General features: G+C 60.3%; 27 protein-coding genes. 10 read left to right on the top strand and 17 right to left on the bottom strand.

Annotated elements, in window-relative coordinates:
• Nucleotides 1–4: 4 nt before the first annotated feature.
• Nucleotides 5–874 (bottom strand): phosphoribulokinase, encoded by an 870-nt coding sequence (locus LG31_RS0111495; RefSeq protein WP_033114604.1) that lies wholly within the window; start codon nucleotides 872–874, stop codon nucleotides 5–7.
• A 52-nt stretch (nucleotides 875–926) separates the two neighbouring features.
• Entirely contained in the window at nucleotides 927–1,151 is a 225-nt protein-coding gene (locus tag LG31_RS0111500) for a YheU family protein (RefSeq protein WP_033114605.1), read from the bottom strand.
• 99 nt (nucleotides 1,152–1,250) lie between these two features.
• On the opposite strand from LG31_RS0111500, the gene LG31_RS0111505 reads away from it, so the two are divergent.
• Nucleotides 1,251–2,402: a GGDEF domain-containing protein gene (locus LG31_RS0111505; RefSeq protein WP_033114606.1), complete on the top strand. Its 1,152-nt coding sequence runs from the start codon at nucleotides 1,251–1,253 to the stop codon at nucleotides 2,400–2,402.
• Here LG31_RS0111505 and LG31_RS0111510 read toward each other — a convergent pair.
• The 3 genes from LG31_RS0111510 to LG31_RS0111520 form a co-directional block, all read right to left on the bottom strand.
• A complete protein-coding gene (locus tag LG31_RS0111510; RefSeq protein ID WP_033114607.1) occupies nucleotides 2,381–3,367 on the bottom strand; it encodes a hydrolase in 987 nt (328 codons plus the stop codon). The genes LG31_RS0111505 and LG31_RS0111510 overlap by 22 nt on opposite strands.
• Nucleotides 3,368–3,435: 68 nt before the next feature.
• Nucleotides 3,436–4,335 carry a chemotaxis protein gene (locus LG31_RS0111515; RefSeq protein ID WP_033114608.1) on the bottom strand — a complete coding sequence of 300 codons (900 nt, stop codon included), beginning with the start codon at nucleotides 4,333–4,335 and terminating at the stop codon, nucleotides 3,436–3,438.
• A gap of 149 nt (nucleotides 4,336–4,484) precedes the next feature.
• Nucleotides 4,485–5,144 (bottom strand): hypothetical protein, encoded by a 660-nt coding sequence (locus LG31_RS0111520; RefSeq protein ID WP_033114609.1) that lies wholly within the window; start codon nucleotides 5,142–5,144, stop codon nucleotides 4,485–4,487.
• A gap of 39 nt (nucleotides 5,145–5,183) precedes the next feature.
• Here LG31_RS0111520 and LG31_RS0111525 point away from each other — a divergent pair, with 39 nt between their 5' ends.
• Together LG31_RS0111525 and slyD are read left to right on the top strand one after the other, a co-directional pair.
• Complete coding sequence (locus tag LG31_RS0111525) at nucleotides 5,184–5,387, top strand: YheV family putative zinc ribbon protein (protein ID WP_033114610.1); 204 nt, start codon at nucleotides 5,184–5,186, stop codon at nucleotides 5,385–5,387.
• A 143-nt stretch (nucleotides 5,388–5,530) separates the two neighbouring features.
• Nucleotides 5,531–6,202 (top strand): peptidylprolyl isomerase, encoded by a 672-nt coding sequence (gene slyD, locus LG31_RS0111530; RefSeq protein WP_033114611.1) that lies wholly within the window; start codon nucleotides 5,531–5,533, stop codon nucleotides 6,200–6,202.
• An 82-nt stretch (nucleotides 6,203–6,284) separates the two neighbouring features.
• Here the strand turns inward: slyD and LG31_RS0111535 are convergent, their stop codons facing one another.
• Together LG31_RS0111535 and LG31_RS0111540 are read right to left on the bottom strand one after the other, a co-directional pair.
• Complete coding sequence (locus LG31_RS0111535) at nucleotides 6,285–6,500, bottom strand: SlyX family protein (protein WP_033114612.1); 216 nt, start codon at nucleotides 6,498–6,500, stop codon at nucleotides 6,285–6,287.
• A gap of 14 nt (nucleotides 6,501–6,514) precedes the next feature.
• Complete coding sequence (locus tag LG31_RS0111540; protein WP_033114613.1) at nucleotides 6,515–7,483, bottom strand: WD40 repeat domain-containing protein; 969 nt, start codon at nucleotides 7,481–7,483, stop codon at nucleotides 6,515–6,517.
• Between the two features lie 118 nt (nucleotides 7,484–7,601).
• Between LG31_RS0111540 and fkpA the strand changes: the two genes are divergently transcribed.
• A complete protein-coding gene (fkpA, locus tag LG31_RS0111545) occupies nucleotides 7,602–8,396 on the top strand; it encodes an FKBP-type peptidyl-prolyl cis-trans isomerase (RefSeq protein WP_033114614.1) in 795 nt (264 codons plus the stop codon).
• Between the two features lie 151 nt (nucleotides 8,397–8,547).
• Entirely contained in the window at nucleotides 8,548–9,954 is a 1,407-nt protein-coding gene (locus LG31_RS0111550) for a sigma-54-dependent transcriptional regulator (protein WP_033114615.1), read from the top strand.
• Nucleotides 9,955–10,010: 56 nt separating this feature from the next.
• Here LG31_RS0111550 and LG31_RS0111555 read toward each other — a convergent pair whose 3' ends face one another.
• From LG31_RS0111555 to LG31_RS0111565, 3 genes are all read right to left on the bottom strand, one after another.
• Nucleotides 10,011–10,880, bottom strand: coding sequence for a tetratricopeptide repeat protein (locus tag LG31_RS0111555; protein WP_033114616.1), 870 nt, complete (start codon nucleotides 10,878–10,880; stop codon nucleotides 10,011–10,013).
• A 113-nt stretch (nucleotides 10,881–10,993) separates the two neighbouring features.
• On the bottom strand, nucleotides 10,994–11,329 hold the full coding sequence (locus tag LG31_RS0111560; RefSeq protein WP_033114617.1) for a hypothetical protein: 336 nt from the start codon (nucleotides 11,327–11,329) through the stop codon (nucleotides 10,994–10,996).
• Nucleotides 11,330–11,500: 171 nt separating this feature from the next.
• A complete protein-coding gene (locus tag LG31_RS0111565; RefSeq protein ID WP_033114618.1) occupies nucleotides 11,501–11,842 on the bottom strand; it encodes a DUF2956 domain-containing protein in 342 nt (113 codons plus the stop codon).
• Between the two features lie 259 nt (nucleotides 11,843–12,101).
• Here LG31_RS0111565 and ushA point away from each other — a divergent pair, with 259 nt between their 5' ends.
• The gene (gene ushA, locus LG31_RS0111570; protein WP_033114619.1) at nucleotides 12,102–13,829 is read left to right on the top strand and encodes a bifunctional UDP-sugar hydrolase/5'-nucleotidase UshA; all 1,728 of its coding nucleotides are present in this window, start codon (nucleotides 12,102–12,104) and stop codon (nucleotides 13,827–13,829) included.
• Between the two features lie 470 nt (nucleotides 13,830–14,299).
• Here the strand turns inward: ushA and LG31_RS0111575 are convergent, their stop codons facing one another.
• Entirely contained in the window at nucleotides 14,300–15,160 is an 861-nt protein-coding gene (locus LG31_RS0111575; protein ID WP_033114620.1) for a Tim44 domain-containing protein, read from the bottom strand.
• A gap of 135 nt (nucleotides 15,161–15,295) precedes the next feature.
• Between LG31_RS0111575 and LG31_RS21275 the strand changes: the two genes are divergently transcribed.
• From LG31_RS21275 to LG31_RS0111595, 4 genes are all read left to right on the top strand, one after another.
• Nucleotides 15,296–15,487, top strand: coding sequence for a hypothetical protein (locus LG31_RS21275; RefSeq protein ID WP_033114621.1), 192 nt, complete (start codon nucleotides 15,296–15,298; stop codon nucleotides 15,485–15,487).
• A gap of 36 nt (nucleotides 15,488–15,523) precedes the next feature.
• On the top strand, nucleotides 15,524–16,918 hold the full coding sequence (gene dnaB, locus LG31_RS0111585; protein WP_033114622.1) for a replicative DNA helicase: 1,395 nt from the start codon (nucleotides 15,524–15,526) through the stop codon (nucleotides 16,916–16,918).
• Nucleotides 16,919–17,117: 199 nt separating this feature from the next.
• Entirely contained in the window at nucleotides 17,118–18,191 is a 1,074-nt protein-coding gene (gene alr / locus LG31_RS0111590; protein ID WP_033114623.1) for an alanine racemase, read from the top strand.
• Nucleotides 18,191–18,610, top strand: coding sequence for a secondary thiamine-phosphate synthase enzyme YjbQ (locus LG31_RS0111595; protein WP_033114624.1), 420 nt, complete (start codon nucleotides 18,191–18,193; stop codon nucleotides 18,608–18,610). Before alr ends, LG31_RS0111595 begins: the two co-directional genes overlap by 1 nt.
• A gap of 120 nt (nucleotides 18,611–18,730) precedes the next feature.
• Here LG31_RS0111595 and pepE read toward each other — a convergent pair whose 3' ends face one another.
• From pepE to LG31_RS0111625, 6 genes are all read right to left on the bottom strand, one after another.
• Complete coding sequence (pepE, locus tag LG31_RS0111600; RefSeq protein ID WP_033114625.1) at nucleotides 18,731–19,456, bottom strand: dipeptidase PepE; 726 nt, start codon at nucleotides 19,454–19,456, stop codon at nucleotides 18,731–18,733.
• A gap of 250 nt (nucleotides 19,457–19,706) precedes the next feature.
• Nucleotides 19,707–21,515, bottom strand: a complete 1,809-nt coding sequence (locus LG31_RS0111605) for a carbon starvation CstA family protein (protein WP_033114626.1) — start codon at nucleotides 21,513–21,515, stop codon at nucleotides 19,707–19,709.
• 217 nt (nucleotides 21,516–21,732) lie between these two features.
• Nucleotides 21,733–22,470, bottom strand: a complete 738-nt coding sequence (btsR, locus tag LG31_RS0111610) for a two-component system response regulator BtsR (protein WP_033114627.1) — start codon at nucleotides 22,468–22,470, stop codon at nucleotides 21,733–21,735.
• Nucleotides 22,464–24,158, bottom strand: a complete 1,695-nt coding sequence (locus tag LG31_RS0111615) for a sensor histidine kinase (protein ID WP_033114628.1) — start codon at nucleotides 24,156–24,158, stop codon at nucleotides 22,464–22,466. The genes btsR and LG31_RS0111615 overlap by 7 nt, the downstream gene beginning before the upstream one ends.
• A 246-nt stretch (nucleotides 24,159–24,404) precedes the next feature.
• Entirely contained in the window at nucleotides 24,405–25,670 is a 1,266-nt protein-coding gene (locus LG31_RS0111620) for an endonuclease/exonuclease/phosphatase family protein (RefSeq protein ID WP_033114629.1), read from the bottom strand.
• Between the two features lie 80 nt (nucleotides 25,671–25,750).
• Nucleotides 25,751–26,551, bottom strand: coding sequence for a heme ABC transporter ATP-binding protein (locus LG31_RS0111625; RefSeq protein ID WP_033114630.1), 801 nt, complete (start codon nucleotides 26,549–26,551; stop codon nucleotides 25,751–25,753).
• Nucleotides 26,552–26,559: the final 8 nt, after the last annotated feature.

The following is a 26,559-nucleotide window of genomic DNA, read 5'->3' on the forward strand; positions in this document are numbered from 1 at the left end:
TGTATCAGGTGATTTTGCCCGTTTCGAGCAGTTGCTGGATCAGCGGCTTGAGGATCAGCTCCATCGCAAAGCCCATTTTGCCACCCGGAACAACGATTGTGTTCATCCGCGACATGAATGAGCCGTCGATCATCGAAAGCAGGTAAGGGAAATCGACCTGCTTGATGCCGCGAAACCGGATCACCAGCATACTCTCGTCCAGGCTCGGGATCACCTTGGCGCTGAAAGGGTTGGAGGTATCCACCGTCGGTACCCGCTGGAAGTTGATGTGGGTGCGGGAAAACTGCGGGGTAATGAAGTTGATGTAGTCATCCATCGAACGAACAATGGAGTCGGTTACCGCCTCACGGGAGTGACCCCGCTCCGAGGTGTCGCGAATGAGTTTCTGGATCCACTCCAGGTTGACGATGGGCACCACGCCGATAAGAAAATCCACGTGGCGTGCCACATTGTGATCTTCGGTGACCACGCCGCCGTGCAACCCCTCATAGAAGAGCAGGTCGGTATCGTTCGGCAGATGCTGCCAGGGGGTGAAGGTGCCGGGCATCTGGTTGAAGGGCACCGCTTCATCAAAGCTGTGCAGATAGCGACGGTACTGGCCGGTGCCATCCTGGCCATAGCCCTGAAAGAAACTCTCCAGCAGCCCGAAATCATTGGCCTCGGGGCCAAAATAGCTGATATGGCGTCCCTGTTCACGGGCCTTGCGGATCGCTACGTCCATCTCGGGGCGGGTGTAGCGGTGAAAACTGTCACCCTCGACCACTGCCGCCAGGTAACCAAGCTGATGAAACATGGAGCGAAAGGCGATAGTGGAGGTGGAGGTGCCGGCACCGGATGAACCGGTGACGGCAATAATGGGGTGCTTGGCCGACATAGAATTCTCTCTTCCTTGGAAATTCCGTTATAAAGGCAGGCTTTGGGTTCGGTCAAGCCGACTCGTCAAAGCGATCTTTGGGCACAATATTGACCGACTCGTGCAGCTCGCTGTAGACGATCACCGCCTTGCCTTGCTGTAATTGGTTGCGCACTTCCTCAACCTTGGTACCCAGTGATACATCCTGTTCGCCATACTCGGTTCCTTCCTGCAGTACGAAATGTTCGATCAGGTTGGTCAGGGTGTCGGCATCCAACTCTTGCCAGGGAATTATCATGAAGGGATCTCGATGCAAAAAGATATAACCACCGAGCTATTGTTGTGTTGAATTGCGCGAGTGCAACCAATTTCTACTTTTTTCGCCGGAGTCCGAGAGATGTTGTCTGAAGAGCAGCGCAGTGCGCCGTTAACCCTGGCGGATCATCTGGATCAGGCGCGCCGGCAGGCCATTGGTCGCGGCATGGCGTGGTTCTGGTTGCTGAACTGGCTGGTGGTGCTGTTTCTGGCGATTCGTTATGAGGTCTACAGCCAGGCTGGCCTTGCCAGTGATCACATGCTGCCATGGAGTTTTCAGAGTGAGCTGGCCCTGGTGATGGTGGCGTTGTTGTTGCTACCTGTTATCAGCCTGTTTTGTGACCATCTGCAGGATCGCACCTGGTTGCGGATAGCGGCGCTGGTGATGGTGATCTGGGGGGGGATCTGGACCCTGCATATCTACACCCTTGGTCAGGTCGAGCTGCGTGGCGGCCTCAGTTATGCCCACGGGATCATGCGGCTCAACCTGCTGGCGGCACTCATCGCGTTTTATCCCGATCGCAAGGTGTTTTACGGCTATCTGTTGGGGCCGCTGACCGCTGGCGTGGGAGTCGCGCTTTTTTTGCAGGTCGATTTTCCCCAGGTCTACCTGCTTGGCGTGCTGTTCGGCATTATCGCACTGGAAGTGGGACGACGAATGCTCAACCGCTGGTTCGAGCTGGCGATCGTGCGCGAACACGAGAATCTGGCCCTGCTGCGCCGCCTTGACCGGCTGGCCAAGCAGGATCCGCTGACTGGCGTGGCCAACCGGCGTCACTTCAATGTCGAACTGGAGCGAGGGCTTGCCCATAGCAGTGAGAGCGGCATGCCTCTCTCTCTCATTCTCATTGATGTGGACTACTTCAAGCGTTTCAACGACCGCTATGGTCATCAGGCCGGGGACATATGTCTCAAGGAGGTGGCAACCGAGCTCACCCATTCGGTTCGTACCCCGTCAGATTTGGTTGCCCGTTATGGCGGTGAGGAGTTTGTCCTGTTGCTGCCGGATGCGGATCAGCAGGGGGCTCGTGAGGTGGCGCGGCGGCTGCAGGACGGGATGGCCAGCCTGCAGCTGGAGCATCAGGCTTCCGATATCGCCTCCTGGGTGACGGTGAGTCAGGGGATTGCCACACTACTGCCCGGTGAAAGTGCAAGCCAGCTGCTGGAGCGGGCTGATCAGGCGCTCTATCGGGCCAAGGAGTCGGGGCGCAATCAGTTCTGTGTCGCGGCCTGACTCTGTTCGGCGATCCAGCGGCTGATCCGCTCGTCCAGCCAGAAGCGGGGACGCCACGGGGTGCCGTGCAGGAAGCCGACATGACCGCCACGACGGCTCAATTCATAGCGCACATGGGGCGAGAGCTGCTCGGGGCGCGGGATGACGGCGTCGGACATAAAGGGATCGTCGGCGGCGTGCAGGATCAGGGTAGGGATGGGGATCTGGCCCAGCAGTGGTAGCCCCGAGCAGCTCTGGTAGTAGTGGCTGGCGCTATTGAAGCCATGCAGCGGCGCGGTCACCTGTTCGTCAAAGTCGCGTAGAGTGGCAATTTGTTCCACTTGCTTTGGTTGCCAGCGCTCGCCCGCTTTTTGCTGCTGACTGATCTTGTTTAACAGATTGCGGCGCATGGTGCGCAGCAGGTAGTTCTGATAAACCTTGGAAAATCCCTGATTGACCCGCTCGGCACAGCTGGCCAGTTGCAGCGGGGCCGAGACCACCACCGCCGCCTTCAGCGCCGCAGGGCAGGCGCGCGCCAGCAGATTGACCAGCATATTCCCCCCCAGTGAGAAACCGATGGCGATCAATGGCTTGTCCGGAAAACGCCGGCTCAGCTCGGCAATAACCTCTTGGGCATCGTTAATGGCGCCGGAGTGATAGGCCTGCAGTTGGCGATTTGGCTCGCCACTGCAGCCGCGAAAGTGCATCAGTACCGCCGCCATCCCCTGTTGTTGCAGATGGCCAAACAGCCCCTTGGCGTAGTGGGAGTGGATGCTCCCCTCCAGGCCATGAAATACCACCACCAGCGGCTGCGTATCAGCCGTGATCTCGCCGCTCCATGCGAGATCGACAAAATCCCCGTCAGTCAGTTCGAAGCGCTCGGCCACAAATCGTGCCGGAGTCCGGCGCAGCCATTTGGGCAGAATGGTTTGCAGGTGGGGATTGCGTGCCCACCATGGGGCGTGGAAGTGGCTTTCTGTGAGCATGGCGATGATCCGCTACAGCGATAGATATGATGACAAACCGGCGAGCAGGGCTGCCCGCCGGATGGGGATCAGACCAGCAGTTTGTCGTGGTGCTCGGCACCGCGCAGCATGGCCTGGATCAGCTCGTTGGCCTCAAACTTGGTCAACGCCTCGTGGGCGCCCACCTGATGGGCACGTTCGACGCTGATTTCGCTCGAAAGAGAGGTATGCAGAATGATGTAGGCGCCGGCCAGCTTGCTGTCGCTTTGCACCTCGAAGGCGAGTTCGTAGCCATCGAGCCCCGGCATTTCGATATCGCTCACCAGAATGTCGATCGGTGTTTTCTGGCTTGCCCGCTCCTGCATCAGGGTCAGCGCGTCCTTGCCATTGGTGCTCACCTCATAGGGGATATTGATGTAGTCGAGCGCCGCCATCAGCTGGCGACGGGCGACGGAGGAGTCATCCACCAGCAGGATCCGCATCGGCTTGATCCGCTCGCGCTGCACATCGGTCAGCACCGGATAGAGGTGGCTCGGGTCATCGGGGTAGACCCGCGACAGGATGAGTTCGACGTCCAGCAACTGGATCAGCTGATCGTTGACCCGGGTTACCCCGGTCACAAAGACGTTGTGACCCAGCGAAGTGGGAGGCGGCTCGATATCGCGCCAGTTGCACTCGGTGATCTTGTCGATGCCGCGCACCAGAAAACCGACCAGAGTGCGGCGGCAATCGGTGATGATGATAAAGCAGTGCGGCATCTCCTCCTTGCTGATGGGGCGATAGCCCACCGCCATCGCCATGTCGATTACCGGAATGGTGGAACCGCGCATGTTGGCCGCTCCCAGCACGGTGGGGTGAGAGTGGGGCATGGCCGTCAGCTGGGTATAGGGCACTATCTCCTTCACCTTGAGAGTGCCGATGGCAAAAGATTGCTTGGCAGAGAGATGAAACAGCAACATGCCCTGTGATTGATTGGCTTTGCTCGTCATGGCAGGTGTCCTGTTGGTCGAAACGGTGGCTGTCATTTCTGGCCTCTAGCATAAAGGATTGCGGGGGCGATGGCCCCTTTGTTAACGGCCATCTGGCAAAAAGCTGGACTCAATCAGCCAAGATTTTAGCTCATTGGCTCCGGACGGCCCTATTCCCCCTTATCTTGTACCACTCCCCAGCGCTGGCAAGCAGCTTGCAGAGTAGCTGCATCGCCATAACCCAGTTTGTTGGCGACCTGAGCGGCTTTGCTGCCCCCCTTGAGGAGTCTGAGTGCCTGCAGCAGTTGCCACTGTTGTTGTAGTTCTTCCCCTGCCAGCGGTACGTCGCCAAGTTGCTGCCACTGAGTCAGGGCTTGTGCTTCGCCGCGGGACAAAGCCTGCCAGCATTGCTGCAGCGCTTCATTATCCTGTGGCTGGATGGTGCATTGCTGCAGTTCATCGAGGATCACCTGCAGGCGGTGGCCATAGGCCCCTTGCCACTCTTGCGGCCGTTGCCACAGGGCAAGGGAGTCGAGCAGGACATCGAGCAGGGGCGTGGCTTGCAGCCAGCCTGCCTTCTGCGGCTGGGTCACGCGCAAAGAGACGTTCAGCTGATCGTAATCACAACCGCTGAGCGGGCTGAAGGCGGCCAGCGCATCGGCACAGAGCCAGAAGCAGCTGCCAGCCGGCAGCAGGAGTTCATGCTGGCCAAGTCTCAGCAGCGCCGCGCCCCGGGTGATCCGCAGCAGTTGTCCGACCGGCGTGCGTTTGCGGTTGCCAGCCTGCAGGCCGTGACAGGAAAAATGGTGATACTCGATGGCGTGATGCATGTAAAAACCCTGATATGATGCTGCCTGGAGGTAACAAATATGGAAACCAGACGTAAAAAACGCTTTATTGCCGGTGCGGTTTGCCCGGCGTGCGGCAAGTTGGACAACATGATGCTGTATATGGAGCATGGAGTCGAGAAGGTGACCTGCGTCGCCTGCGGTGATACCCAGGTGCAGACGCCGGAAGAGGTGGAGCGGGTAACCCGTGAAGCCGAAGAGGTGATCGGCGTATTTCGTCCCTGATAGCCATAAAGAGTGCAGGGAGTTGTTGCCCAAACTGGTAGCATCGCCGTTTTTTTCATCGCCCGCTGACGGGGCATGGCATATGCGCGGCCCGCTTTTTAGGTTATTCTGGGCCCGTTTTTTTCTATCCGCAGGATCCTGACATGAAAGTAGCTCCTCTGAGCGTGGTTACGCTGGAATACACAGTCACCGACGAGCACGGTGAAGTCATCGACAGCACTGTCGGCAAAGAGCCGCTGGTCTATCTGCACGGCACCCGTTATCTGGTTTCCGGCCTCGAAGCCGAGCTGGAAGGTCGTGCGGTAGGTGAAGCCTTCGAAGTGACCCTGACCCCGAGCCAGGCCTACGGCGAATACGACGAGTCTCTGGTGCAGGAAGTGCCGGGCGAGCTGTTCGACGGCATGGAAGTCTCCGAAGGGGATACTTTCGTAGCTGAAACCGACGATGGCCACCGTCCGGTGACCGTGGTTGAAGTGTCCGAAGAGTTCGTCAAAGTGGATGGCAACCATCCGCTGGCTGGCGTGACTCTGGGCTTCAAGGTCGAGATCAAGGACGTGCGCGCTGCCACTGCCGAAGAGCTGGCTCACGGCCACGTTCACGGTGCCGGCGGTTGCGGTCACGACCATGGTCATGACCACGATCACGGCCATGGCGGTTGCTGCGGTGGTCACGGTCACGACCACGACGAAGAGCAAGCTCACGGCGGTTGCTGTGGCGGTGCCGGTCACAGCCACGAGCATGACCACGGCGACGACCATGGTCATGGCGGCTGCTGCGGTGGCGGCGGTTGTGGTGGCAAGGGCCATCACCACTGATCACGGCCACGCCGATGATAAAAAACCCGCGATTTATCGCGGGTTTTTTATTGGGCAACATTTGCCGGACAGGCGCCACCCATCAGTAGTGAGGGGGCGGGGTCTCTTCGGCCATGCTGGCGATCTGGCTCGGTTGCACGCTCTTGAGCTTGTCGATCAGCAGCTGGATCTGGTGCTTGAGCCGGTCGAGCTCGCGCCCCTGGGTGGTGACCTCGTCGTTGAGCAGCTCTATGGTGTACTCCGCATAGGCGAGACGGGTTTCCAGGGTTTCGATGCGTTCGTTTAAATGCTGACTCATGGGCCTGCGGGTCCTTACTTGATGGTCCAGATTTCGGCCAGGCCACTGGAGCTGGCGCTGACAAGGTGGCTATTGTCGCGCAAAGCCACGCCGTAGACCACTGCACTGGGCGGTTTTACCTTGGGATGGGGCGAAACCAGCCAGCTCTGCAACAGGGCGCCATCGCTCACCTGCCATAGCGAGAGCTGGCGGGAAGGGGCACCGGTGATGAGCCACTTGCCGTCGTTGGCGAAGCGGGCGCTGGTGTAGACCTCGAACCTGTGCCCGAATTGCAGCTGGCTCACCTCTTTGCCGGTTTTCAGATCCCAGATGCTGCCCCGGCTGCTGTCCGCGGTGAAGGCGTAGCGACCGCCCGGCTCCAGCCGTGCCATCACTACCCGGCCGCCATGGTTGAAGCGCCAGACTACCTGACCGCTGCGGGTATCCCACAGATAGGCGCTGTAGTCGTTGCCACCGGTCAGGGCATAACGGCCGTTGGCGGAGAGATCCACCGTATTGATCTGCTCGGTGTGACCGAGAAACTGCAAGCGCCGTCCGGTTTGGGTGTCGACCCACTCCGCTTTGCCATCTTCACGTCCGATCAGCACATTGCGTCCATCAGCCGAGAGAGCAATGTCCCTCAGCCTGGATTCAGGAAGCGAGTAGTAGCCTTGCGATTGGCCGTTCTGGAGTTGCCAGATGGCAAAGGTGGTGGCTGCGGCGGTCACGGCGTGACTATCCCCTTGCGCAAAACGGACGATGGAGACCAGGTCATCGGGGGAGTCGGATTGTTTCCAGCGCCAGCGCTGGCGGTTCTGCTCCAGATCCCAGACCACGACCCCCTGGCCGAGGCTGGAGACGATGGCCTGCTTGCCGTCACTGGCCAGATCGGCGGCGAGCAGACCGGAGCTGGCGAGGGAAAGTTGCCGGTCTGGTCGGGCACTCTGCTCGCAGCCGGTGAGCATGAGGCAGAGCCCTAGCAGATAAATGGCACTTTTTATCATTTTTGATGTCTCACGCTTTTGTTACCTGCAATCACGGCGTTAGTATAAGGCGCTTATCACGATAAACCTCTCATTTCACGATGGAACCGAGAGCGGTATTTGGAGTTTGGAGAAACTGATGAACAAATTTCTGAAGGTGTCCCTGTTGGCTGCGGCGGTTGCCGTAGGTCTGACTGCTTGCCAAAAAGACGAGAAGCCGGCTGCCAATAGCGCCGAGGTGAAGGCAGAGGCCAGCAAACCGGCAGCGTCTACCAAGGCGCAGAGCTTTGAAGAGCAATCCGGTTACGCCATCGGCCTCTCCATGGGTCGCTACATTGCCAACACCCTGGAGCGCCAGCAGGAGCTGGGTATCAAGCTGGACAACGCCGTCATCCTGAAAGGGGTCACCGATGGTCTGGGCAAAGAAGCCAAGATGACCGACGAAGAGATCCAGAAAGTACTGCAGCAGTACGACGCCAAGATCAACGAGCTGACCAAGGCTAAAGCCGAGAAAGATGCCGTTGAGAATCTGAAGAAAGGCGAAGAGTTCCTGGCCGCCAACGCCAAGAAAGAGGGCGTGAAGAGCACTGAATCCGGCCTGCAGTATCAGGTCGAGAAGATGGGCACTGGCGCCAAGCCGAAGGCGACCGACATCGTCAAGGTTCACTACACCGGTACTCTGACCGATGGCACCAAGTTCGACAGCTCCGTTGACCGTGGCGAGCCGGCGACCTTCCCGCTCAACCAGGTTATCCCGGGCTGGACCGAAGGCGTACAGCTGATGCCGGTTGGCTCCAAGTTCAAGTTCTTCCTGCCGTCCAAGCTGGCCTACGGCGAGCACGGTGCTGGCTCCATCCCGGCTAACGCCGTGCTGGTGTTTGACGTCGAGCTGCTGGCTATCGAGAAGCCAGCTGCAGAAGACGCCAAGAAGTAATTCCTTTGTATCGATGAAAACGGCTCCTTAAGGAGCCGTTTTTACTTGCGCATCCTCTCGTTTCGCGGGATAAACTGAGAGCATTGCGCATGTGGATATCAGCGGTAGCGCTAAAAATAAAGAACAAAATCAATTAACAAGGATCAATCCTGTGGCTGAGAACGCACCCCGTGTCCTGTTGGTGGAAGATACCCGGAGTCTGGCTGTAGTTTATGAGCAGTACCTGCGCCAGGATGGCTATGAGGTGGTGCTGGCCGATTGCGGACAGCAGGCGCTGGAGGTGTTGCTGACGAGCCCCCCTCCGGTGGTGCTGCTTGATCTGGAGTTGCCCGACATGTCGGGCATGGAGATCCTGCAACAGATCACCGAACAACAGCTCCCCTGCGCCGTGGTAGTGATCACTGCCCACGGCTCGGTGGATGTGGCGGTGGAGGCGATGCGTCTCGGTGCCTTCGATTTTCTGACCAAGCCGTTTGACAGCAAGCGGCTCTGCGCCACAGCCCGCAATGCCTTGAAACACCAGCAGTTGAGCTCACTGGTCGCTCACTATCGCGAGAACTTCGAGCGGCAATCCTTCTTCGGTTTTATCGGTGCCTCCATGGCGATGCAGGCGGTTTATCGCATCATCGAGAGCGCGGCGCCGAGCAAGGCGACCGTCTTTATCACCGGCGAGAGCGGTACCGGCAAGGAGGTGTGTGCCGAGGCGATCCACCAGTGCAGCCCGCGCCGCGAGCAGCCCTTTATCGCCCTCAACTGCGCCGCCATTCCCCACGATTTGATGGAGAGCGAGATCTTCGGCCATGTGAAGGGCTCCTTCACCGGAGCCCAGGGCGATCGCAAAGGGGCTGCCAGTCTGGCGGACGGCGGCACCCTGTTTCTCGACGAGATCTGCGAGATGGATCTCGACCTGCAGAGCAAGCTGCTGCGCTTTATACAGACCGGCACCCTGCAGCGGGTCGGCAGCGGCAAACTGGAAACCGTGGATGTGCGCTTTATCTGCGCCACCAACCGGGATCCCCTGCTGGAAGTGAAAGCAGGCCGTTTTCGCGAGGATCTCTACTACCGGCTCCACGTCATCCCCCTCTATCTGCCGCCGCTCAGGGAGCGGGGCGAGGATATTCTGCTGCTGGCCCGCAGCCTGCTGCAGAACTATGCGAAGGAGGAGAACAAGCGCTTTCGCGACTTCGATGCCGCCGCGGCGCGGGTGCTGCTCGACTACCCTTGGCCCGGCAACGTGCGCGAGCTGCAGAACGTGGTGCGCAACATCGTCGTGCTTAATGACAAGGAGCTGGTCAGCCCGGATATCCTGCCACCGCCCCTCAATGGCTTGCGTGCTCTGGCTGTCACAGCGGCAGCTGCCCAGCAACCCGCTGCAACAGCCGCCACTCCCGCTGCTGGCGGGCCGATCCGGCCGCTCTGGCTGGTGGAAAAAGAGGTGATAGAGCAGGCCATCGCCAGCTGTGATGGCAATATTCCCAAGGCGGCGGCGTTGCTGGAGATCAGCCCCTCCACCATCTATCGCAAGAAGCAGGGGTGGGAAGAGGCCAATCTGGCCTGAACCAGCTTGCCAAAAGAGAAGGGCGGCCAGAGTGCCGCCCATATCTTTTGAGTCGTTCAGAGTTTGGCGAGGCGTTTGAGCCGGGCCAGCCGCTCAGCCTCATGGCTCTTGCTCCAGCTATCGCGCGAGAGCAGAAACCAGGCGCGGGCAAAGTATTCGGCCGCCGCCGGATCATCCAGCGCCAGCGCATTCTCCCCCAGCTCCTCGAACAGATCGCCATCTTCCGCAGCGCCAGCTTCGCTCATATCGGCCTTGAGCTGGGTCAGTTCGGCCATGGCTTGTTGATGCAGACCCATGGCCCGGCTCAGGCGAGCCAGACTCCAGCGGGCGATAAAAGCCTTGCCCTGCTCCTGATGCGCTTCATGCCAGCTCAGGCACTTCTGTTGCAGCGCTTTCGCCTCGTCAAATCGCCCCAGCTCGAACAGGGTCCAGCCCAGATTGTGGTAAATGGCGGGTAGCCAGCTGCGCACCCGCTCATCCGGGCTGCGCTCGGCCAGCTCCATCCCCAACTGATGCCAGCGGCTCTGCTCCGCCGGCAGCACCGTCATGGCCACCATCTGGGCGGCATCAATGGCGAGATAGAGCTCCTTGCTCTTGAGCCCTTGCTGCCAGGCTTGCTCAAACTGCGCTTTGGCCTGACTCTGATCGCTAGCGGCATGGAACAGGCGGCCCCGCTCGATATGCAACCTGACCCGGGCTTTGGGGGTTGCCCCTGTGAGGCGGTTCTCTACATCATCAAGGATCTGTATGGCTTGCTCTGGCTGGTGTTGCAGGGCGTGGGTGCGGGCAATCTGGGTCAGCAGCTCCAGCTCGAGCTGCAAATCCTGGTCGGCGCGCGCTGCGGGCAACAGGGCATCGAAGCGCTGGGCAGTGGCGACGGGATCCTGATAGTCCCATAGCTCCATGAAATCGGGCGGATTCTCCATCTGGCCTCCTGGCTGGCGATCCTTGCACCAAGATGCCTGCAGGTTATTGATTGCACAAGGGGCGCTCGTCACAGAGCACCCCTTGAGTCATGTCAGCGTCAGCGGCCAGCTGGTCAGTAGACCATGGCCAGACTCATCAGCATCAGGCCGAGGGCGGCAAAGGCGCCCTCCTTGATGGCCAGACGTGGCACCAGTGCCTTGGGTAGACCCGGAAACAGGCTCAGGGCAAAGCCAAGGCCCGGCATCAACCAGTGGAAGGCGGGATTGCGCAGGGCGGGATCGGCGGCGCCATTGATGATGATCAGCAGAATAAAAAGGGTAAAGGCGGGCAGAATAAACCAGCGCACTGTGCCGACGGCAACGGCCCGCAGCGGCGAGATGCGATAGAGCAGCATGGTCACCAGAAAGAGTACAAAGGGGGCCAGCAGGTAGAGCGGAGCGGGGTTCATAACGAATTTCCTGAAAACAGATGACCAGACAGCTTGGGTTGGCAACAGCGTGGATTAGCAACAGTTGGGCTGGGAACAGACAGTGCCGAGATTTAATCAGTCTTCAATTAGCCTGGCCAGCCTGATGGCCCGGCTCTGTGAAGAGGATCCCGGACAAAGGTTTGCAGCCTCTTAGCGCAACCACAACCAGACGGCGACAAAGCCGAGCCAGCTGGCGGCCAGCAGGGCCCATGGCAGCGGATGGTGGCGAGTGACCTCGATGACCTCAAGGGCTTCATCCTGTTCGTCTTGCTGCACTTGCTGGTTCTGTTTCGCTTTGGTCTGCAGCTTCTTCTGGCGACTGGCTTCGCGAGCCCGCGCCTTCATCTGCTTTTTATACTCGTCGATCCCTTTCTGGATCCCCTGAGCGATAAGCTGGGTCTGCTCCTTGGTCTGCCCCGGCTTCTGGTTGGCACGGGCAATTTTCATCGCCTCCTGCTGGGTCTCGGGGGAAATCTTGTCGTACTTGGCCATCAACACACTCCTCGGGCATGGGGGAGGGAGTATGCCACAAAACCGCGTGTCGTGGGGCTTGGCCAGACATGGCTGCAAATGAGAAACACCTCAATAAAAGCATTTAAAAATCAGTAGCAAAGGGTAAGTTTGGCCATCGATCACAATTAACAACATTTGTGAGTCGCTGATGAAAATTTCTTCTTCGTTGTTTGTTATATTTGGGCCCGACCTGCTGGATGGGGTCGCTAAATAACAAAACAATCAAGGTGATATGGAAATGAATAATAACGTTATCAAAGGCGGCGTGGCCCTGGCCGTGCTGGCGGCACTGACGGGTTGCAATATCTCCAAAAACGACAGCGTTGCACCCTGCACCGAAAATGTCTGCAAACTGACCATTCTGCACACCAACGATACCCACGGCCGTTTCTGGAATAACGCGGAAAACGAATATGGCATGGCCGCCCAGAAGACGCTGGTCGAGCGGTTGCGTAGCGAGGCCAAGGCGGCTGGCAGCACTGTGCTGGTGCTCTCCGGCGGTGACGTGAATACCGGGGTACCCGAGTCGGATCTGCAGGATGCCGAGCCCGATTTCATGGCGATGAACAGCATCCGCTACGACGCCATGGCGGTGGGCAACCACGAATTCGACAACCCCCTCAGCGTGATCGAGAAGCAGCGCAAGTGGGCCAGGTTCCCCATGCTCTCCGCCAACATCTATGACAAGGCGAGCGGCAAGCACTACTTCGACCCCTACAAGGTGTTCAAGCTGGAGAACGGTCTCAAGGTCGCCGTGCTGGGCCTGACCACCGAGGATACCGCCCAGCTGGTGGATCCCGACAACGTGAAAACCCTGGAGTTTCGCGATCCGACCTCGGAAGCGGCCAAGCTGGGCAAGCAGATCCGTGCCAAGAAGGAGGCCAATCTGGTCTTCGCCATCACCCACATGGGCCACTATGCCGATGGCCAGCACGGCAGCAACGCGCCGGGCGATGTGGAGATGGCTCGCAAGCTGCCAGCCGGTACCCTGGATGCCATTATCGGCGGCCACTCCCAGAATCCGGTCTGCATGGAGCCGGGCAGTGCGAACAAGTACGCCAACTTCAAGCCGGGTGATGCCTGCCTGCCGGATCAGCAGAACGGCACCTGGATCATGCAGGCCCATGAGTGGGGCAAATATGTGGGCCGTGCCCAGTTTGACTACCAGAATGGCAAGCTGACCCTGACCAGCTATGAGCTGATCCCGGTCAACCTCATCAAGCGCAATGCCAAAGGCGAGGCGATCGATGCCAACGGTGTCGTGACCAAAGACCCGGCCAAGATGCAGTTCGTACAGGACGAGATCGTGAAGGATCCCGAGCTCTACAACACCCTGCTCACCTATCAGGAGAAGGGTCAGCAAGAGCTGAATGTCGTCATTGGCTCGGCAGATGGCTTGCTGGTAGGGGATCGCAACTCGGTGCGCAACAAGCAGACCAACCTTGGCCGCCTGATCACGACGGCGACCACCGGCAAGCTGGGCGTTGACTTCGGCATCGTCAACTCCGGCGGTGTGCGTGACAGCATCCCGGCTGGCGATATCACCTATCGCAGCGTGCTGCTGGTGCACCCCTTTGGCAACACGGTCAACAAGGCGGTGATGAAGGGGAGCGAGCTGGCGACCTATCTGGGTCAGGTTGCAACCAAAACCCGCAACACCGGTGGTTATGCCCAGTTTGGCGGCATCAATATGGCGGTGGATTGCCAGGCCAAGAGCGTGAATATCACCAGCATCGGTGGCAAGGCGTTTGACCCGGCAGCTACTTACAGCTTCGCTATCCCGAGCTTCAGTGCCTCCGGTGGCGATGGCTATCCGAAGATCGATACCATCAACGCCGGCCTGGTCGATGCTGCAGTGCTGAAGGAGTATATCGAGGTCAATAAGACCATCAACGTTGCTGGCTATCAGCCTGCCAACGAGGTGAGCTATCTGAACACCACTACTCCAACTGAAGGGTGCAACTAAGCATCCTTGCACAGCCATCACAGGAGCCGTATTTGGCGGCTCCATTCAAACAAATCCCCGGGATTTGCCCGGGGATTTTTTTATCTTGTGACGATGACTGGAGCCGCTTGTGCTGTTGCTGCCCGGCGCTTGGCATCCCGGCGATAAGCCGCTCTTTCCCTTTATCCTGCCGTCCATACTCGTCGCTTTCCGCTCTGCGACCTCTTGGTTAGATCGGCCATATCCCCTTGAAGGCGCGCTGGCAGCGCTAAAGGCACAAGGAGACGCGCATTCTGCCACTATAAATTTAATTTATAGGTTTTGCTGAAATGTCCTCATTTTGACTTATGCCAAGCCGGTTTCAGGAGAGGGACCTTGCCATAGCCGTTTACCAGCCCTGACAAGCCTTCATCCGACTTGTGCGGCCAGACCGTGAGGCAAAAAAGAGGCAGCCGGATGGCTGCCTCTGCGGTTTTTTATGAGCGCTGCGATTAGAGCTGCTCGATACCAACGATATGCCAGGGGGCATTGTTCTTGGCCAGATCGCGCTCGAGGTGCCACACCTCCTTGATGTCCTCCTCGACCTGCTCCTGACGGTCCATGTAGCGGCCGCTGAAGCGCACGCTCACCTGGGCCCAGTCGCTGCCGTAGTCGGCGCGCACCAGCTGGGTATCCACATACATCACTTCGGTATGCTGGTCGCCAGTCAGTTCGGCGCGCTCGGCTTTGAGCTGCTCGAACAGCTCGGGGCTGACGTATTCGCGCACTTTTTCCAGATCGTTCTTGTTCCACGCCTCTTGCAGAGTGCGGTAGTGGTCGCGGGCACCGGCCAGGAAGCCGTTCATGTCAAAGCCCGGTGGCAGGCGGAACGGCACATCGCTGTCGGCAAAGCCGGTGGCTTGCGGTGCGCTGTTGCTCTGCTCAAACTGCTGCGGGGCAGCGCTCTGGGGCGGCTGATAGCCGGCATAGGCCGTTTGTTGCGGTTGTGGCGCCCCCATCTTGCCCCGGCGCATGGCCCGGAACAGGAAAACGGCACCCAGTGCCAGCAGGGCGATCAGCAGGAAGTCCATCCCTTGCAGACCTTCAAAGGCGCCGCTGCCCAGCAGGTAGGCAAACAGGCCACCGGCCAGCAGACCGCCCAGCAGACCACCCATCATGCCGCTCTTCTTCGGCGGGGTTTGGGCACCCAGGGTCGGGTTCTTGTTGTCGACCGGTTTGGCCGCAGGCTGTGCCGGCGCTGTCTTGTAACTTTTGCCGAAGGATTTGCCGCCACCAAACTTCTTGGCCTCGGCGTGCGGTGCCCCCAGGCCGATGGCCAGGATCATGGCAAACAGGGTCAGCATCTTTTTCATTTTGACTCTTTCACTCTCGTCTGTAGTTGGGGCATGCTCTGCTTAGGCAAGCTCAGCAAGGCGCATGGCAGGCTGCCTGTCCCTAAATGTGTCGCAGCTTGTGCCGATAAATACCATGACAGGCATGAATTATTCATGAACGAATTACCACCTCGCGTGGGTCTCGATGTCAGGAGTGTGCAGCATGAAAAGCAGACGATTGAGCCGCAAAGAGCGCAAGATGCGCAGCAAAACCAGAAGCAGCAAGAACGAACAAACCCTGGTCTGGCCCTTTATGATGATATGAGCCGCCAGATAGGGCTCGCCGTAGTTGGCTTTCTTTTGTAAAATTCCCGTCCCCTTCCCGCTGCGGTTTTTATGTGTATGGCAGAGCAAGTGACGGCGAAAAAAGACGCCAAGACACAACAGCTGAAAGTTCCCCCCCACTCTTTTGAGGCCGAACAGTCCGTACTGGGCGGCCTGATGCTGGATAACGACGCCTGGGATCGGGTCGCCGAGCGGGTGATCGACAAGGATTTCTACAGCCGTCCGCACCGGTTGATCTTCCAGGCCATGACCCGCCTCTCCAACGCGGGCAACCCCATCGACCTCATCACCCTGCAGGAGGAGCTGGAGCGCTCCGAACAGCTGGAGGAGGCAGGTGGCTTCGCCTATCTGGTTGAGATCGCCAAGAACACCCCGAGTGCCGCCAACATCAACGCTTACGCCGAAATCGTGCGCGAGCGGGCGGTGGTGCGGGAGATGATCTCGGTCGCCAACGAGATCGTCGAAGCGGGCTACGAGCCACAGGGGCGAACCTCCGGCGATCTGCTCGACCTGGCCGAGAGCAAGGTATTCAAGATTGCCGAGCAGCGCACCAGCGCCAACGAGGGGCCCCAGCCGCTCAAGCTGATCCTCGAGCAGACCGTCGACAAGATTGAAGAGCTGTTCAAGACCCCCCACAACGGGGTGACCGGCGTCTCCAGCGGATACAACGATCTGGACAAGATGACCGCCGGCCTGCAGCGCTCGGATCTGGTCATCGTCGCCGCCCGTCCCTCCATGGGCAAGACCACCTTTGCCATGAACCTGTGCGAGCATGCGGCCCTCACTGCCGACAAGCCGGTGCTCATCTTCTCGCTGGAGATGCCCTCCGAGCAGATCATCATGCGTATGCTCGCCTCGGTCGGTCGCATCGACCAGACCAAGGTACGTACCGGTCAGCTCGACGACGAGGATTGGGCCCGCCTCTCCTCCACCATGGGATTGCTGCTGGAGAAGGGCAAGATGTATATCGATGACGCCTCCGGCCTCACCCCGACCGATGTGCGCTCCCGCGCCCGCCGGGTGGCGCGCGAGCATGGCGGCCTCTCGATGATCATGGTGGACTACCTGCAACTGATGCGGGTGCCGGCGCTCTCTGACAACCGTACCCTGGAGATCGGTGAAATCTCCCGCTCCCTCAAGGCGCTGGCGAAAGAGCTGCAGTGCCCGGTAGTGGCACTCTCCCAGCTGAACCGAAGCCTGGAACAGCGAGCCGACAAGCGTCCGGTCAACTCGGATCTGCGTGAATCTGGCTCCATCGAGCAGGATGCGGACTTGATCATGTTTATCTATCGTGATGAGGTTTATCACGATGACAGCCCGGACAAAGGGATTGCCGAGATCATCATCGGCAAACAGCGTAACGGCCCCATCGGCCGGGTGCGCCTCACCTTCCAGGGTCAGTTCTCCCGGTTCGACAACTATGCCGGTCCGGCGTTTGATGACGATTATTGATAAGTAACAATCAGGGCAATCCTGTGGTCAGGATTGCCACCACCGCTCTGACCCGCTTGCCATTTATTGAGAGGCAGCCCGTCAGAGCATGTTTTCCCGGTTCGACAATTATGCCGGTCCGGCCTTCGACGACGATAAGTGAGTGGCGGTCTTCGGCCCGATGAGGGGGAGACCATTTGTGCCCTCGTAAGGGAAAACCATGAAAGCGGCTACTGCCCAAATCAACACTGCGGCCTTGCGCCACAACCTCGCCGTGGTCAAGCGCCACGCTCCCGCTTGCAAGATCATCGCTGTGGTCAAGGCTAACGCCTATGGCCACGGACTGCTGCCGGTCGCCCGCACCCTGGTGGATGCGGATGCCTACGCAGTGGCCCGGATCGAAGAGGCGCTGATGCTGCGCTCCTGCGCCGTGGTCAAGCCCATCGTGCTGCTGGAGGGTTTCTTCTCCGCCGACGATCTGCCGGTGCTGGCGGCCAACAACTTGCAGACGGCGGTTCACACCTGGGAGCAGCTCGAAGCGCTGGAGCAGGTCGAGTTGCCAGCCCCCGTGGTGGCCTGGCTCAAGCTCGACACCGGCATGCACCGGCTCGGGGTGCGTGCCGACGAGATGCCCGCCTTTATCGAGCGCCTCGGCAAGTGCAAGAACGTGGTGCAGCCGTTCAACATCATGACCCACTTCAGCCGCTCCGATGAGCTGGAGCAGCCCACCACCCGCGAGCAGATCGACTTGTTCAGCAAGTTGACCGCGCCGCTGGCGGGCGAGCGGGCCATGGCCAACTCGGCGGGCATTCTGGCCTGGCCGGACTCCCACTGTGACTGGGTGCGCCCCGGCGTCATCCTCTATGGCGTCTCGCCCTTCCCCAACACGGTGGCGGCCGATTACGATCTGCAGCCGGTGATGACCCTCAAGACACAACTGATTGCAGTGAGGGATCACAAGGCGGGCGAGCCGGTGGGCTATGGCGCTAACTGGGTGTCCGAGCGCGATACCCGACTCGGGGTGATCGCCATCGGCTACGGTGACGGCTATCCGCGCATGGCGCCCAACGGCACTTCTGTGCTGATCAACGGCCGCATCGTGCCGTTAGTCGGACGTGTCTCCATGGATATGAGCACCGTCGATCTTGGGCCCGGTGCTACCGACAAAGCGGGTGACGAGGCGGTGCTGTGGGGCGAGGGGCTGCCGGTGGAGCGGGTGGCCGACGAGATTGGCACCATCCCCTACGAGCTCATCACCAAGCTCACCTCCCGCGTCTTTATGGAATACGTCTGATGTGGCAGCAGTGCCTGTTGACCCTAAAGCCCCGTTCGCGGGGCTTTCATCTGGTGACAGACGAGTTGGTGGCCAAACTGCCGATGCTGGCGGATTACCGGATCGGCATGGCCCATCTGCTGCTGCAACACACCTCCGCCTCGCTCACCCTCAACGAGAATTGCGACCCCAGTGTACGCAGCGATATGGAGGCCCATCTGCACCGGCTGGCGCCGGAAGATGCCCCCTACTATCGCCACACCTATGAGGGGGCGGATGACATGCCCGCCCATATCAAATCCTCCCTGCTCGGGGTGAGTCTTCTACTGCCAATCCGCGATGGTCAGCTGGCGCTCGGCACCTGGCAGGGGATCTGGCTTGGCGAGCATCGTGTCGATGGCGGCGCCCGCAAGGTGCTGGTGACTCTGCAGGGTGAGTAATCAGGCTGCAACCAGCTAACAGGCAAGGATAAAAAAGAGGGATGGCGCCGAGCCATCCCTCTGTCGTTTCTACGGTTTTGTGAGCTATCCGCTTGCCAGTGGCACGGCGCTCTGCGTGGCTCAGCCGACCTTGAACGGCGTCAGCTCGGCCAGCGGGCTCGCGTCCATAAAGGCTTGCGGCTCCTGACCGTGTTTGAAGATCTTGAAGTCCTGATCGCGGGCACTCCAGTACTCGATGGTGTCACCGCTGATCTGCAACAGGCTCGCTTCGCGCAGGGCCACCACATATTCGCTCGGGTTGATGGCGCAGAACTCCGCCAGACGCTCGTCGCGGGTCTCGCCCATATGGCCGCTGATGCTGGCGTCCAGATAGTGGGGGTTGATCTGCAGCGGGAACAGGCCCAGCGCTGGCAGCACGGCGGCGTTGCAGACCGGCATGTCGTTGGTGGTGCGGATGCTCGGGGTCGCCACGTTGCAACCGGCGCTCCAGCCCACATAGGGGACGCCACGTTCGCGCACAGCACGCTGGATCGGCACGATCAAGCCATTTTCGTGCAGCAGCTGGTTGAGGCGCCAGGTGTTGCCGCCGCTGATAAAGATGGCGTCGGCCTGATTGACGGCATCGACCGGATCATCGAAGTGGTGAATGCTGATGGTCTCGATCCCGAGGCTCTCGGTGAGATCATTGGCGCGGGCATCCCAGTCGCTGCGGATCACCGCATAGGGGATCAGCAGAATGCGTTTGACCGGTTTGCGGGCCAGCAGGCTCTGCACCCGGTCGCGGGCCCAGCCGAGCAGACCCGGAAATTCATTGGCTTTACCATTGCTAAGCAGAAGCAGTTCCATCAAATCGTTCCTCAAAAAGTGAAAGCGGAGGAGGGAGGGCCACCGGATCCGCCGTGCGGCCGGATGGCAAGAGCGGGCATGCTACCACCATTGGCGCGGCGGTTCTGTGATCGAGAGGCCCATTCAACCGCTATGGATGGATAACCCAATGCCAAACGGTGGATTAATGAGCCGTGGTCAACGCGCCAGCCAACGCCAATAAAAGACCCCGCCGCAGCGGGGTTATGTCAGGGTGAAAGCCACTTGCCTATCAGGAGGCGGTTGCTTCCACCACCTTGTAGGAGGGCTGCTGACGCAGCTTCCACAGCTCGCTCCATTTGCGCAGGGCGGAGAGCAGGATCAGCATCCCCAGCACCAGCATGATGAGGGAGATGATGCCGTTCATCGGGTTGTAGCCCTTGGCCGCGGCGTTGAAGTAGACGTTGCTCATCATCCAGTAACCGGCGTAGTTGACGGTGACGAACAGGTAGGCCAGCGGGATGAGGCAGGTCAGCATGTAGCGACGCTTGCTGGCCAGTCGCAAGATGATGGTGGCACCGATGATCAGGCCCACCGAGGCCATCAGCTGGTTTGATACCCCGAACAGCGCCCACACCGAGCCGATATCGCCGGACATCAGCAGATAACCCCACATCACGCAGGCGAGCACGCTGGCCCCGATGGCGCCCGGCATCCAGTCGATGCGCTTGAGGGGCGGGTAGAACTCGCCGAAGAAGTCCTGAATGAGGTAGCGGGAGACCCGGGTGCCGGAGTCGACGGCCGTCAGGATAAAGACCGCTTCGAACATCACCACGAACTGGAAGAAGTAGGAGGCGAGGTTACTGAACCAGGGCACCTTGGTGAAGATGTAGGACATGCCCACCGCCAGGGTGACGGCGCCACCGGTGCGACCGTTCAGATCCATGCCGATCTCTTGGGAGAGGAACGGCAAGTCCACCACCTGCATCCCCAGTTTGGCGAAGGCTTCCGGGGTGGCGTTGATAGCGAAGTAGTCCGCCGGGTGCAGGGCAGTGGCGGCGATCAGCGCCATCACGCCCACCACGCACTCGGCCAGCATGGCACCAAAGGCGACCGGCAGGATGTCGTTCCACTTGTCCACCAGTTTCGGGGTGGTGCCGGAGCCGATAAAGGCGTGGAAGCCGGAGATGGCGCCACAGGCGATGGTGATGGAGATAAAGGGCCAGACCGGGCCGCCCAGTACCGGGCCGCCGCCGTGGACGAACTGGGTCATGGCGGGGAACTGGATCTCCGGGTTGATGCAGATAACGCCGATCACCAGCGCGCCGAACACGCCGATCTTCATAAAGCTGGAGATGTAGCCGCGCGGGGTGAGCAGCAGCCAGACCGGTAGCGCGGTGGCGAAGAAGGCATAGATAGGCAGCGCCAGACTGATGGTTTCGGCACGCAGGGTCAGCCAGGCACCGAAGGCGCTCTCCTGCACGTAGGGGCCGAAGAAGACACAGGCCAGCACGGCGGCAAACCCGACCCAGGAGGCGGCTTGCAGGTTGCCGGTCAGCTTGTGCCAAATTCCCACCACCATGGAGATGGGGATGGTCATGAAGACGGCGAACACGCCCCAGGCGTTACGCTCCAGCGCGTGTACCACCACCATGGAGAGACCCGCCATGGTGATGGTGATGATGAAGAGCATCGCGAGCCCGGTACACCAGCCGGCGATGGGGCCAAGCTCGGCCTTCGCCACCTCGGAGAGGGACTTGCCCTGATGCTTCATGGAGGCGAACAGCACCACGGTATCGTGCACCGCGCCGCCGATGACGCAGCCGATCAGCAGCCAGAGAAAGCTCGGCAGGTAGCCGTACTGGGCCGCCAGTACCGGGCCGACCAGCGGGCCGGCGGCGGCGATGGCGGCAAAGTGTTGACCGAAGTTGACCCACTTGTTGGTCGGCACGTAGTTCTTGCCATCTTCCAGCTGGTGGGAGGGGGTGACCAGTTTGTCGTCAGCCTGCAGCACCTTGCGCACAAAGAACACGCCGTAGAGGCGATATGCGATGGCGAGGATGCAGAGTGCCGCAATGACAAAAGTGATTGCGTGTTGCATGGGGGAGTTTCCTTTTCCTGTGGCCAGTCTGGCCGGGCTCAGGCTGCACTCTACCCATGCGGTGGGGAAAGGGGAGCGCAGAAAAGGTCAGTGGCCGGGTTCTGCCCGCGAGTGGCAGAAAAGCGGCCCCGAGTGGTTTGGCGGGTGTGCTGACGGGCGTAGTAAACGGGTGAGTGGTCGCTGGCAGAGCAGGAGCGGGGTGACGCGTCGCACCCCATCAGGGGATATCGAGTAGCTCCTTGAGGGGTTTGAGGTAGCGGCGACTCACCGGCACCTTGTGGCCGCCCTGAGTCACCACCTCCGCCAGCCCGCCGTCCAGCAGCAGGATTTCGCGGATCTGGCCCGGGTTGAGCAGGTACTGGCGGTGACAGCGCACGAAGCCGGTCTTCTCTTCCAGAGTGCGCAGGGTCAGCTCGGTGGTGCCATGCTGCTGGCCGCTGATCACCCGGTTGCCGGTGAGATCGCTGTGGATGAACTCCACCTCACCAAGGGGCAGCAGCAGAATACGGTTGTGACCGGTGCAGGGAATGCTGCGCAGGGGCTGGGCGATGTGGGTCGGGTCCGGCAGCGGTTGGCCTGCCAGCTCACCTTTTGGAGAGAGCAGCCGCTGGATGCGCTCCAGCGCCTTGTTCATCCGCTGTGCCGTGACCGGCTTTAGCAGGTAGTCGAGGGCGTTCTCTTCGAACGCACGTAGGGCAAACTCGTCGTAGGCGGTGATGAAGACGATGTGGGGGCGCAGCTCTGGATCCAGCATGCTCACCAGCTCCAGCCCGTTGATGCGCGGCATCTGGATGTCGAGAAACAGCAGGTCGGGTTTGAGGCGATGGATGGCGGGCAGCGCCTCCATGGCGTGGGCACACTCTCCCAGCAGGCGGATATTGCCCGCCTGCTCCAGCAGCAGGCGCAGCTCCTCGCGGGCGAGGGGTTCATCGTCAACGATCAGGGCGGTCAGCATGGGCTCTCCTGCAGGGGAAGGGTGATCCTCACCCGGGTTGATTGATGGGGGACGCAGTCGATGGCGACGCCGTACTCGGCGCCATAACGAGCCTTGATGCGCCGATCCACTATGTTCATGCCAAGGCCGCTCCCCTCCTGTTTCATCTGGTAGAGCCCGGCGTTGTCGCACACCTCCAGCACCACCCGCTGGGCCTCAACCCGGGCGGTCAGGGTCAGCAGGCCGGGTTCGAACATCTGGGAGATGCCGTGCTTGACCGCGTTCTCGACTATGGGTTGCAGGGAGAAGGTGGGCAGCCGGTACTCCAACAGCGGCTCGGGAATATGGATCTGCACGCTCAGGTGCTCGGCGAAGCGGGCCTGTTCGATGTGAAGGTAGGCGTTCACATGCTCCAGCTCGTCGGCCAGGGTCACCTCGTCCCCCTGCCGCTTGAGGTTTTTGCGAAAGAAGGTGGAGAGGTTGTGCACCAGGGTGCGGGCGCTTTCGGGATCGCGCCGGATCACCGCCGACAGGGTGTTGAGGGCGTTGAACAGAAAGTGCGGGTTGATCTGCGCCTGCAACAGCTTGATCTCCGACTGGGCCAGCAGCCGCTTCTGCTCGTTATATTTGCCCGCCAGGATCTGACCGGAGAGCAGCCGGGCGATCCCCTCTCCCAGGGTGCGGTTGATGGAGGAGAAGAACTTGCGCTTGGGTTCGTAGAGCTTGATGGTACCCACTACCGATCCCTCTTCCCCCCGCAGCGGAATGACCAGCGAGGAGCCGAGCCTGCAGCCGGGGTGGATGGTGCAGCTGTAGGGGATGAGGTTGCCGTCGGCATAGACCACCTCGTTATGCTGGATCGCCTTGAAGGTGTGCTGGGAGTTGATGGCGGTGCCCGGCAGGTGGTGATCCTCGCCGATGCCGATAAAGGCGAGCAGCTTCTCCCGATCTGTGATGGCCACCGCGCCCACCCCGGTCTCCTCGTAGAGAATGCGCGCCATCTGCTGGCACGCCTGCTGGGTGAACCCCTTGTCCAGTACCCGCATCGCCCGCTCGGCGATCTTGAGGGCGCGGGCGGAGAAGGCGACCGAGTACTTCTCCAGCATGGCGCGGTGATCGAGGATCATCCGCATGAACATGGCGGCCCCCAGGGTATTGGCCACCAGCATGGGGGCGATGATGTTCTCGATAAGGTGGATGGCATCATTGAGGGGGCGGGCCACCAGCAATATGATCCCCATCTGCATCAGCTCGGCAACCAGCGCCACCGACCCCACCACCCAGGGGCTGAACAGCAGATCGAGCCGGTGACGGGCCACGAAGTGGCGGTGCACCAGTCCGCCGAGCAGCCCTTCGGCGATGGTGGAGAAGGTGCAGGCCAGCGCGGTAAAGCCCCCCAGCGAGTAGCGGTGGATGCCGCCGGTGAGCCCCACCAGCAGTCCCACTACCGGGCCGCCGACTATACCCCCCAGCACGGCGCCGATGGCGCGGGTATTGGCGATGGAATCCTCGACCCTCAGGCCAAAGTAGGTACCCATCACGCAGAAGCCGGAGAAGATGAGATAGCAGAGGATCTTGTGGGGCCAGCTCAGGGTCACCTGAGTGAGCGGCATGAACAGCGGCGTCTTGGAGAGCAGCCAGGCGATTACCAGATAGACGCAGAGCTGCTGGAACAGCGAGATCACCAGAGTGAATTGTTCAAACGCCACGGCTCGTTGCCCCGGTAATGGTTGGTCATTTAATGGACGCGGAGTATTAGCAAACCCCATACCCCCTTGCAAGGCAGGGTTATCGGAATGGTGGCGTAGCGCACGATTTGCAGCATCCTCTGCCGCAGTGGCGGACGCTAACTGTCAGGTTACTCAGCATGGAGCCTGAGCCAGTGGCAGACATGGCGATATTGCGGCCACAAAAAGGGGGCCAGAAGGCCCCCGAATTGGCAGTCAGTGGGTGGCTCAATCGAGTTTGAGGTCGACCCAGACCAGACGGTGATCCGAACTGACTCCCTTGGCGATGCCGAGTTTCGCATCATAGACCAGGTGATAACCCGCTTCGAAGCTGGCCGGCCAGTAGACACCGCTCTTCACCGCGTTGAGGTTGGCGGAGGGGATGACGTGATCCAGCTGCAGTACGCTGGTGTTGGTGATCCGCTCCGGGTTGGGACGATTCAGATTGCGTTTGCAGTCGGTCCCCTTGCTGACACACTCCGGGCCCCCTTCGCTGACCGGGATCAGGGTGCCATTGGTGATGGCCTGATTCATCAGCGGATTGTTTAGCAGATCCTGAATGGCGCTCAGGTCACCGTCACCGGTTTGCGGATCGGCATTGAGATCTCCCGCGATGACAAACTTGGCGTTTTGCTTCAACCCACCCTTGGTGCCCTTGTCATCGGCCATGTAGTTGAGCCCTTTGACGTAGTCGTTCCAGAAGGCGATCTCGGCGCGGTTGTGCTTGATGGTGTGACGCGCCGCGTTGGCAAAAATCGGCGGGGTCGGGTGGGAGATCAGGAAGTGAATGACCTCTTCACCCTTGTCGGTCTTGATCCGTACCGGCACATCTGCATGGTTTTTGGAAGAGAGGGGATATTTATCCCAAACCTCACTGGCATACCAGCTACCACCACAAACACGGCTGTCCGGGATCGGTGCCTTGGAGTTGTTGCAGTCGTCGATGACGGGGTTCTTCTCGTTCGGCATATCCTTCCACTTGAAGTTCTGGAAGGTTCGGATCTGCTTGGTATCGATCGGGTACTTGGACATCACCGCAAAGGCGTACTGGCCGTGATAGTTGCCAAAGCCCCAGGCATCGTCGGGGCCGCTGTTGACCTTGCCGTCGAGGTTGAGGTCGTAGCCACTCATCAGGCCGGTATTGGTGGCGAAGTTTTGCAGCACCGGATAGCTGATGGCCGTCACTTCGCTGTGCTGGGCGTGGGCCAGATAGTTGTTGTTGAAGGCTTGCAGATCGGTAGTGCTTTCGCCTTTGCCGTCGTTGTCGAACTCGTTGAGCAGGAACACATCCGGACGGGTGCGCTGGATGATCTCCGCCACATTGCGGATCTGCTGCACGTTCAGAGCCTTGGTCTTCTCTGCCCCGTTCAGACTGCCGCCTGCGAGGCGGGCCAGCAGGGCATCCTGCTCGGTGCGGGTCAGCGCCAGCTCACCGGTCAGCATGCCGGCAGCAGTGCGGTCAAAGGCAACATTAAACGTGGCAAAGCGAATCATGTGGGCACCTGCATTGGTTAACAGGTTGCCATTATAGGGGCGTGGCTTCCCTTTCTGGCATATCCCCTCGGAAAAAGCAGCTATACCACCATCGGCAGGCCGCTTTCTGGATGGTGGAGCACCTGAGCCGGATAGCCGTAGAGGCGGGAGATAAGCTCGGGGGTGAGCACTTCGCCCGGCGTGCCATCGGCCATCAGTTTGCCCCGCTCCAGCATCACCAGTCGGTCGGCATAGCGCGCCGCCAGATTGAGATCGTGCAACACCACCAGCACGGCGGTGTTGCGGCTGGCCAGCGCCCGCGCCATTGCCAGCAGCTGGTGCTGATATTTGAGATCCAGCGCCGAAGTGGGCTCGTCGAGCAGCAGCAGCCTTGGCTGTTCCGATTGCTCCGGTGAATCAGGGGCTTGCCAGATCTGGGCCAGTACCCGGGCAAACTGCACCCGCTGCCGCTCACCGCCGGAGAGGCCCGGATAGAGCCGCTTGGCCAGATGTTCGACCCCGGCATGGGTCATGGCGGCAGCCACTATCTCCTCCTTGCGGCGGGTGGGTTCGCTGTGGGGCAGGCGCCCCATGGCGACCACCTCTTCACAGAGAAAGGGGAAGTTGAGCGACGAGCTCTGCGGCAGCACACCGAGCCGGTGGGCCAGCTGGCTGCTATCCCACAGCTGACGCTCCCGGCCAAACAGGGTGATGGTGCCTTCATGGGGCAGCTCACCGGTCAGGCATTTGAGCAGGGTGCTCTTGCCCGCCCCGTTGGGGCCGAGCAGGGCGGTCAGGGTGCCGCAGTTCAGAGTGAGATCGAGCTCATCCAGGATCTGGCGCTGGCCACGGCGCAGGCTCAGCCTGGAGCAGGTCAGCAGGGGGGAGGCAAATCGTTCCATAGCAATCC

Source organism: Aeromonas lacus, from assembly GCF_000764665.1.
GTDB classification, from domain to species: domain Bacteria; phylum Pseudomonadota; class Gammaproteobacteria; order Enterobacterales; family Aeromonadaceae; genus Aeromonas; species Aeromonas lacus.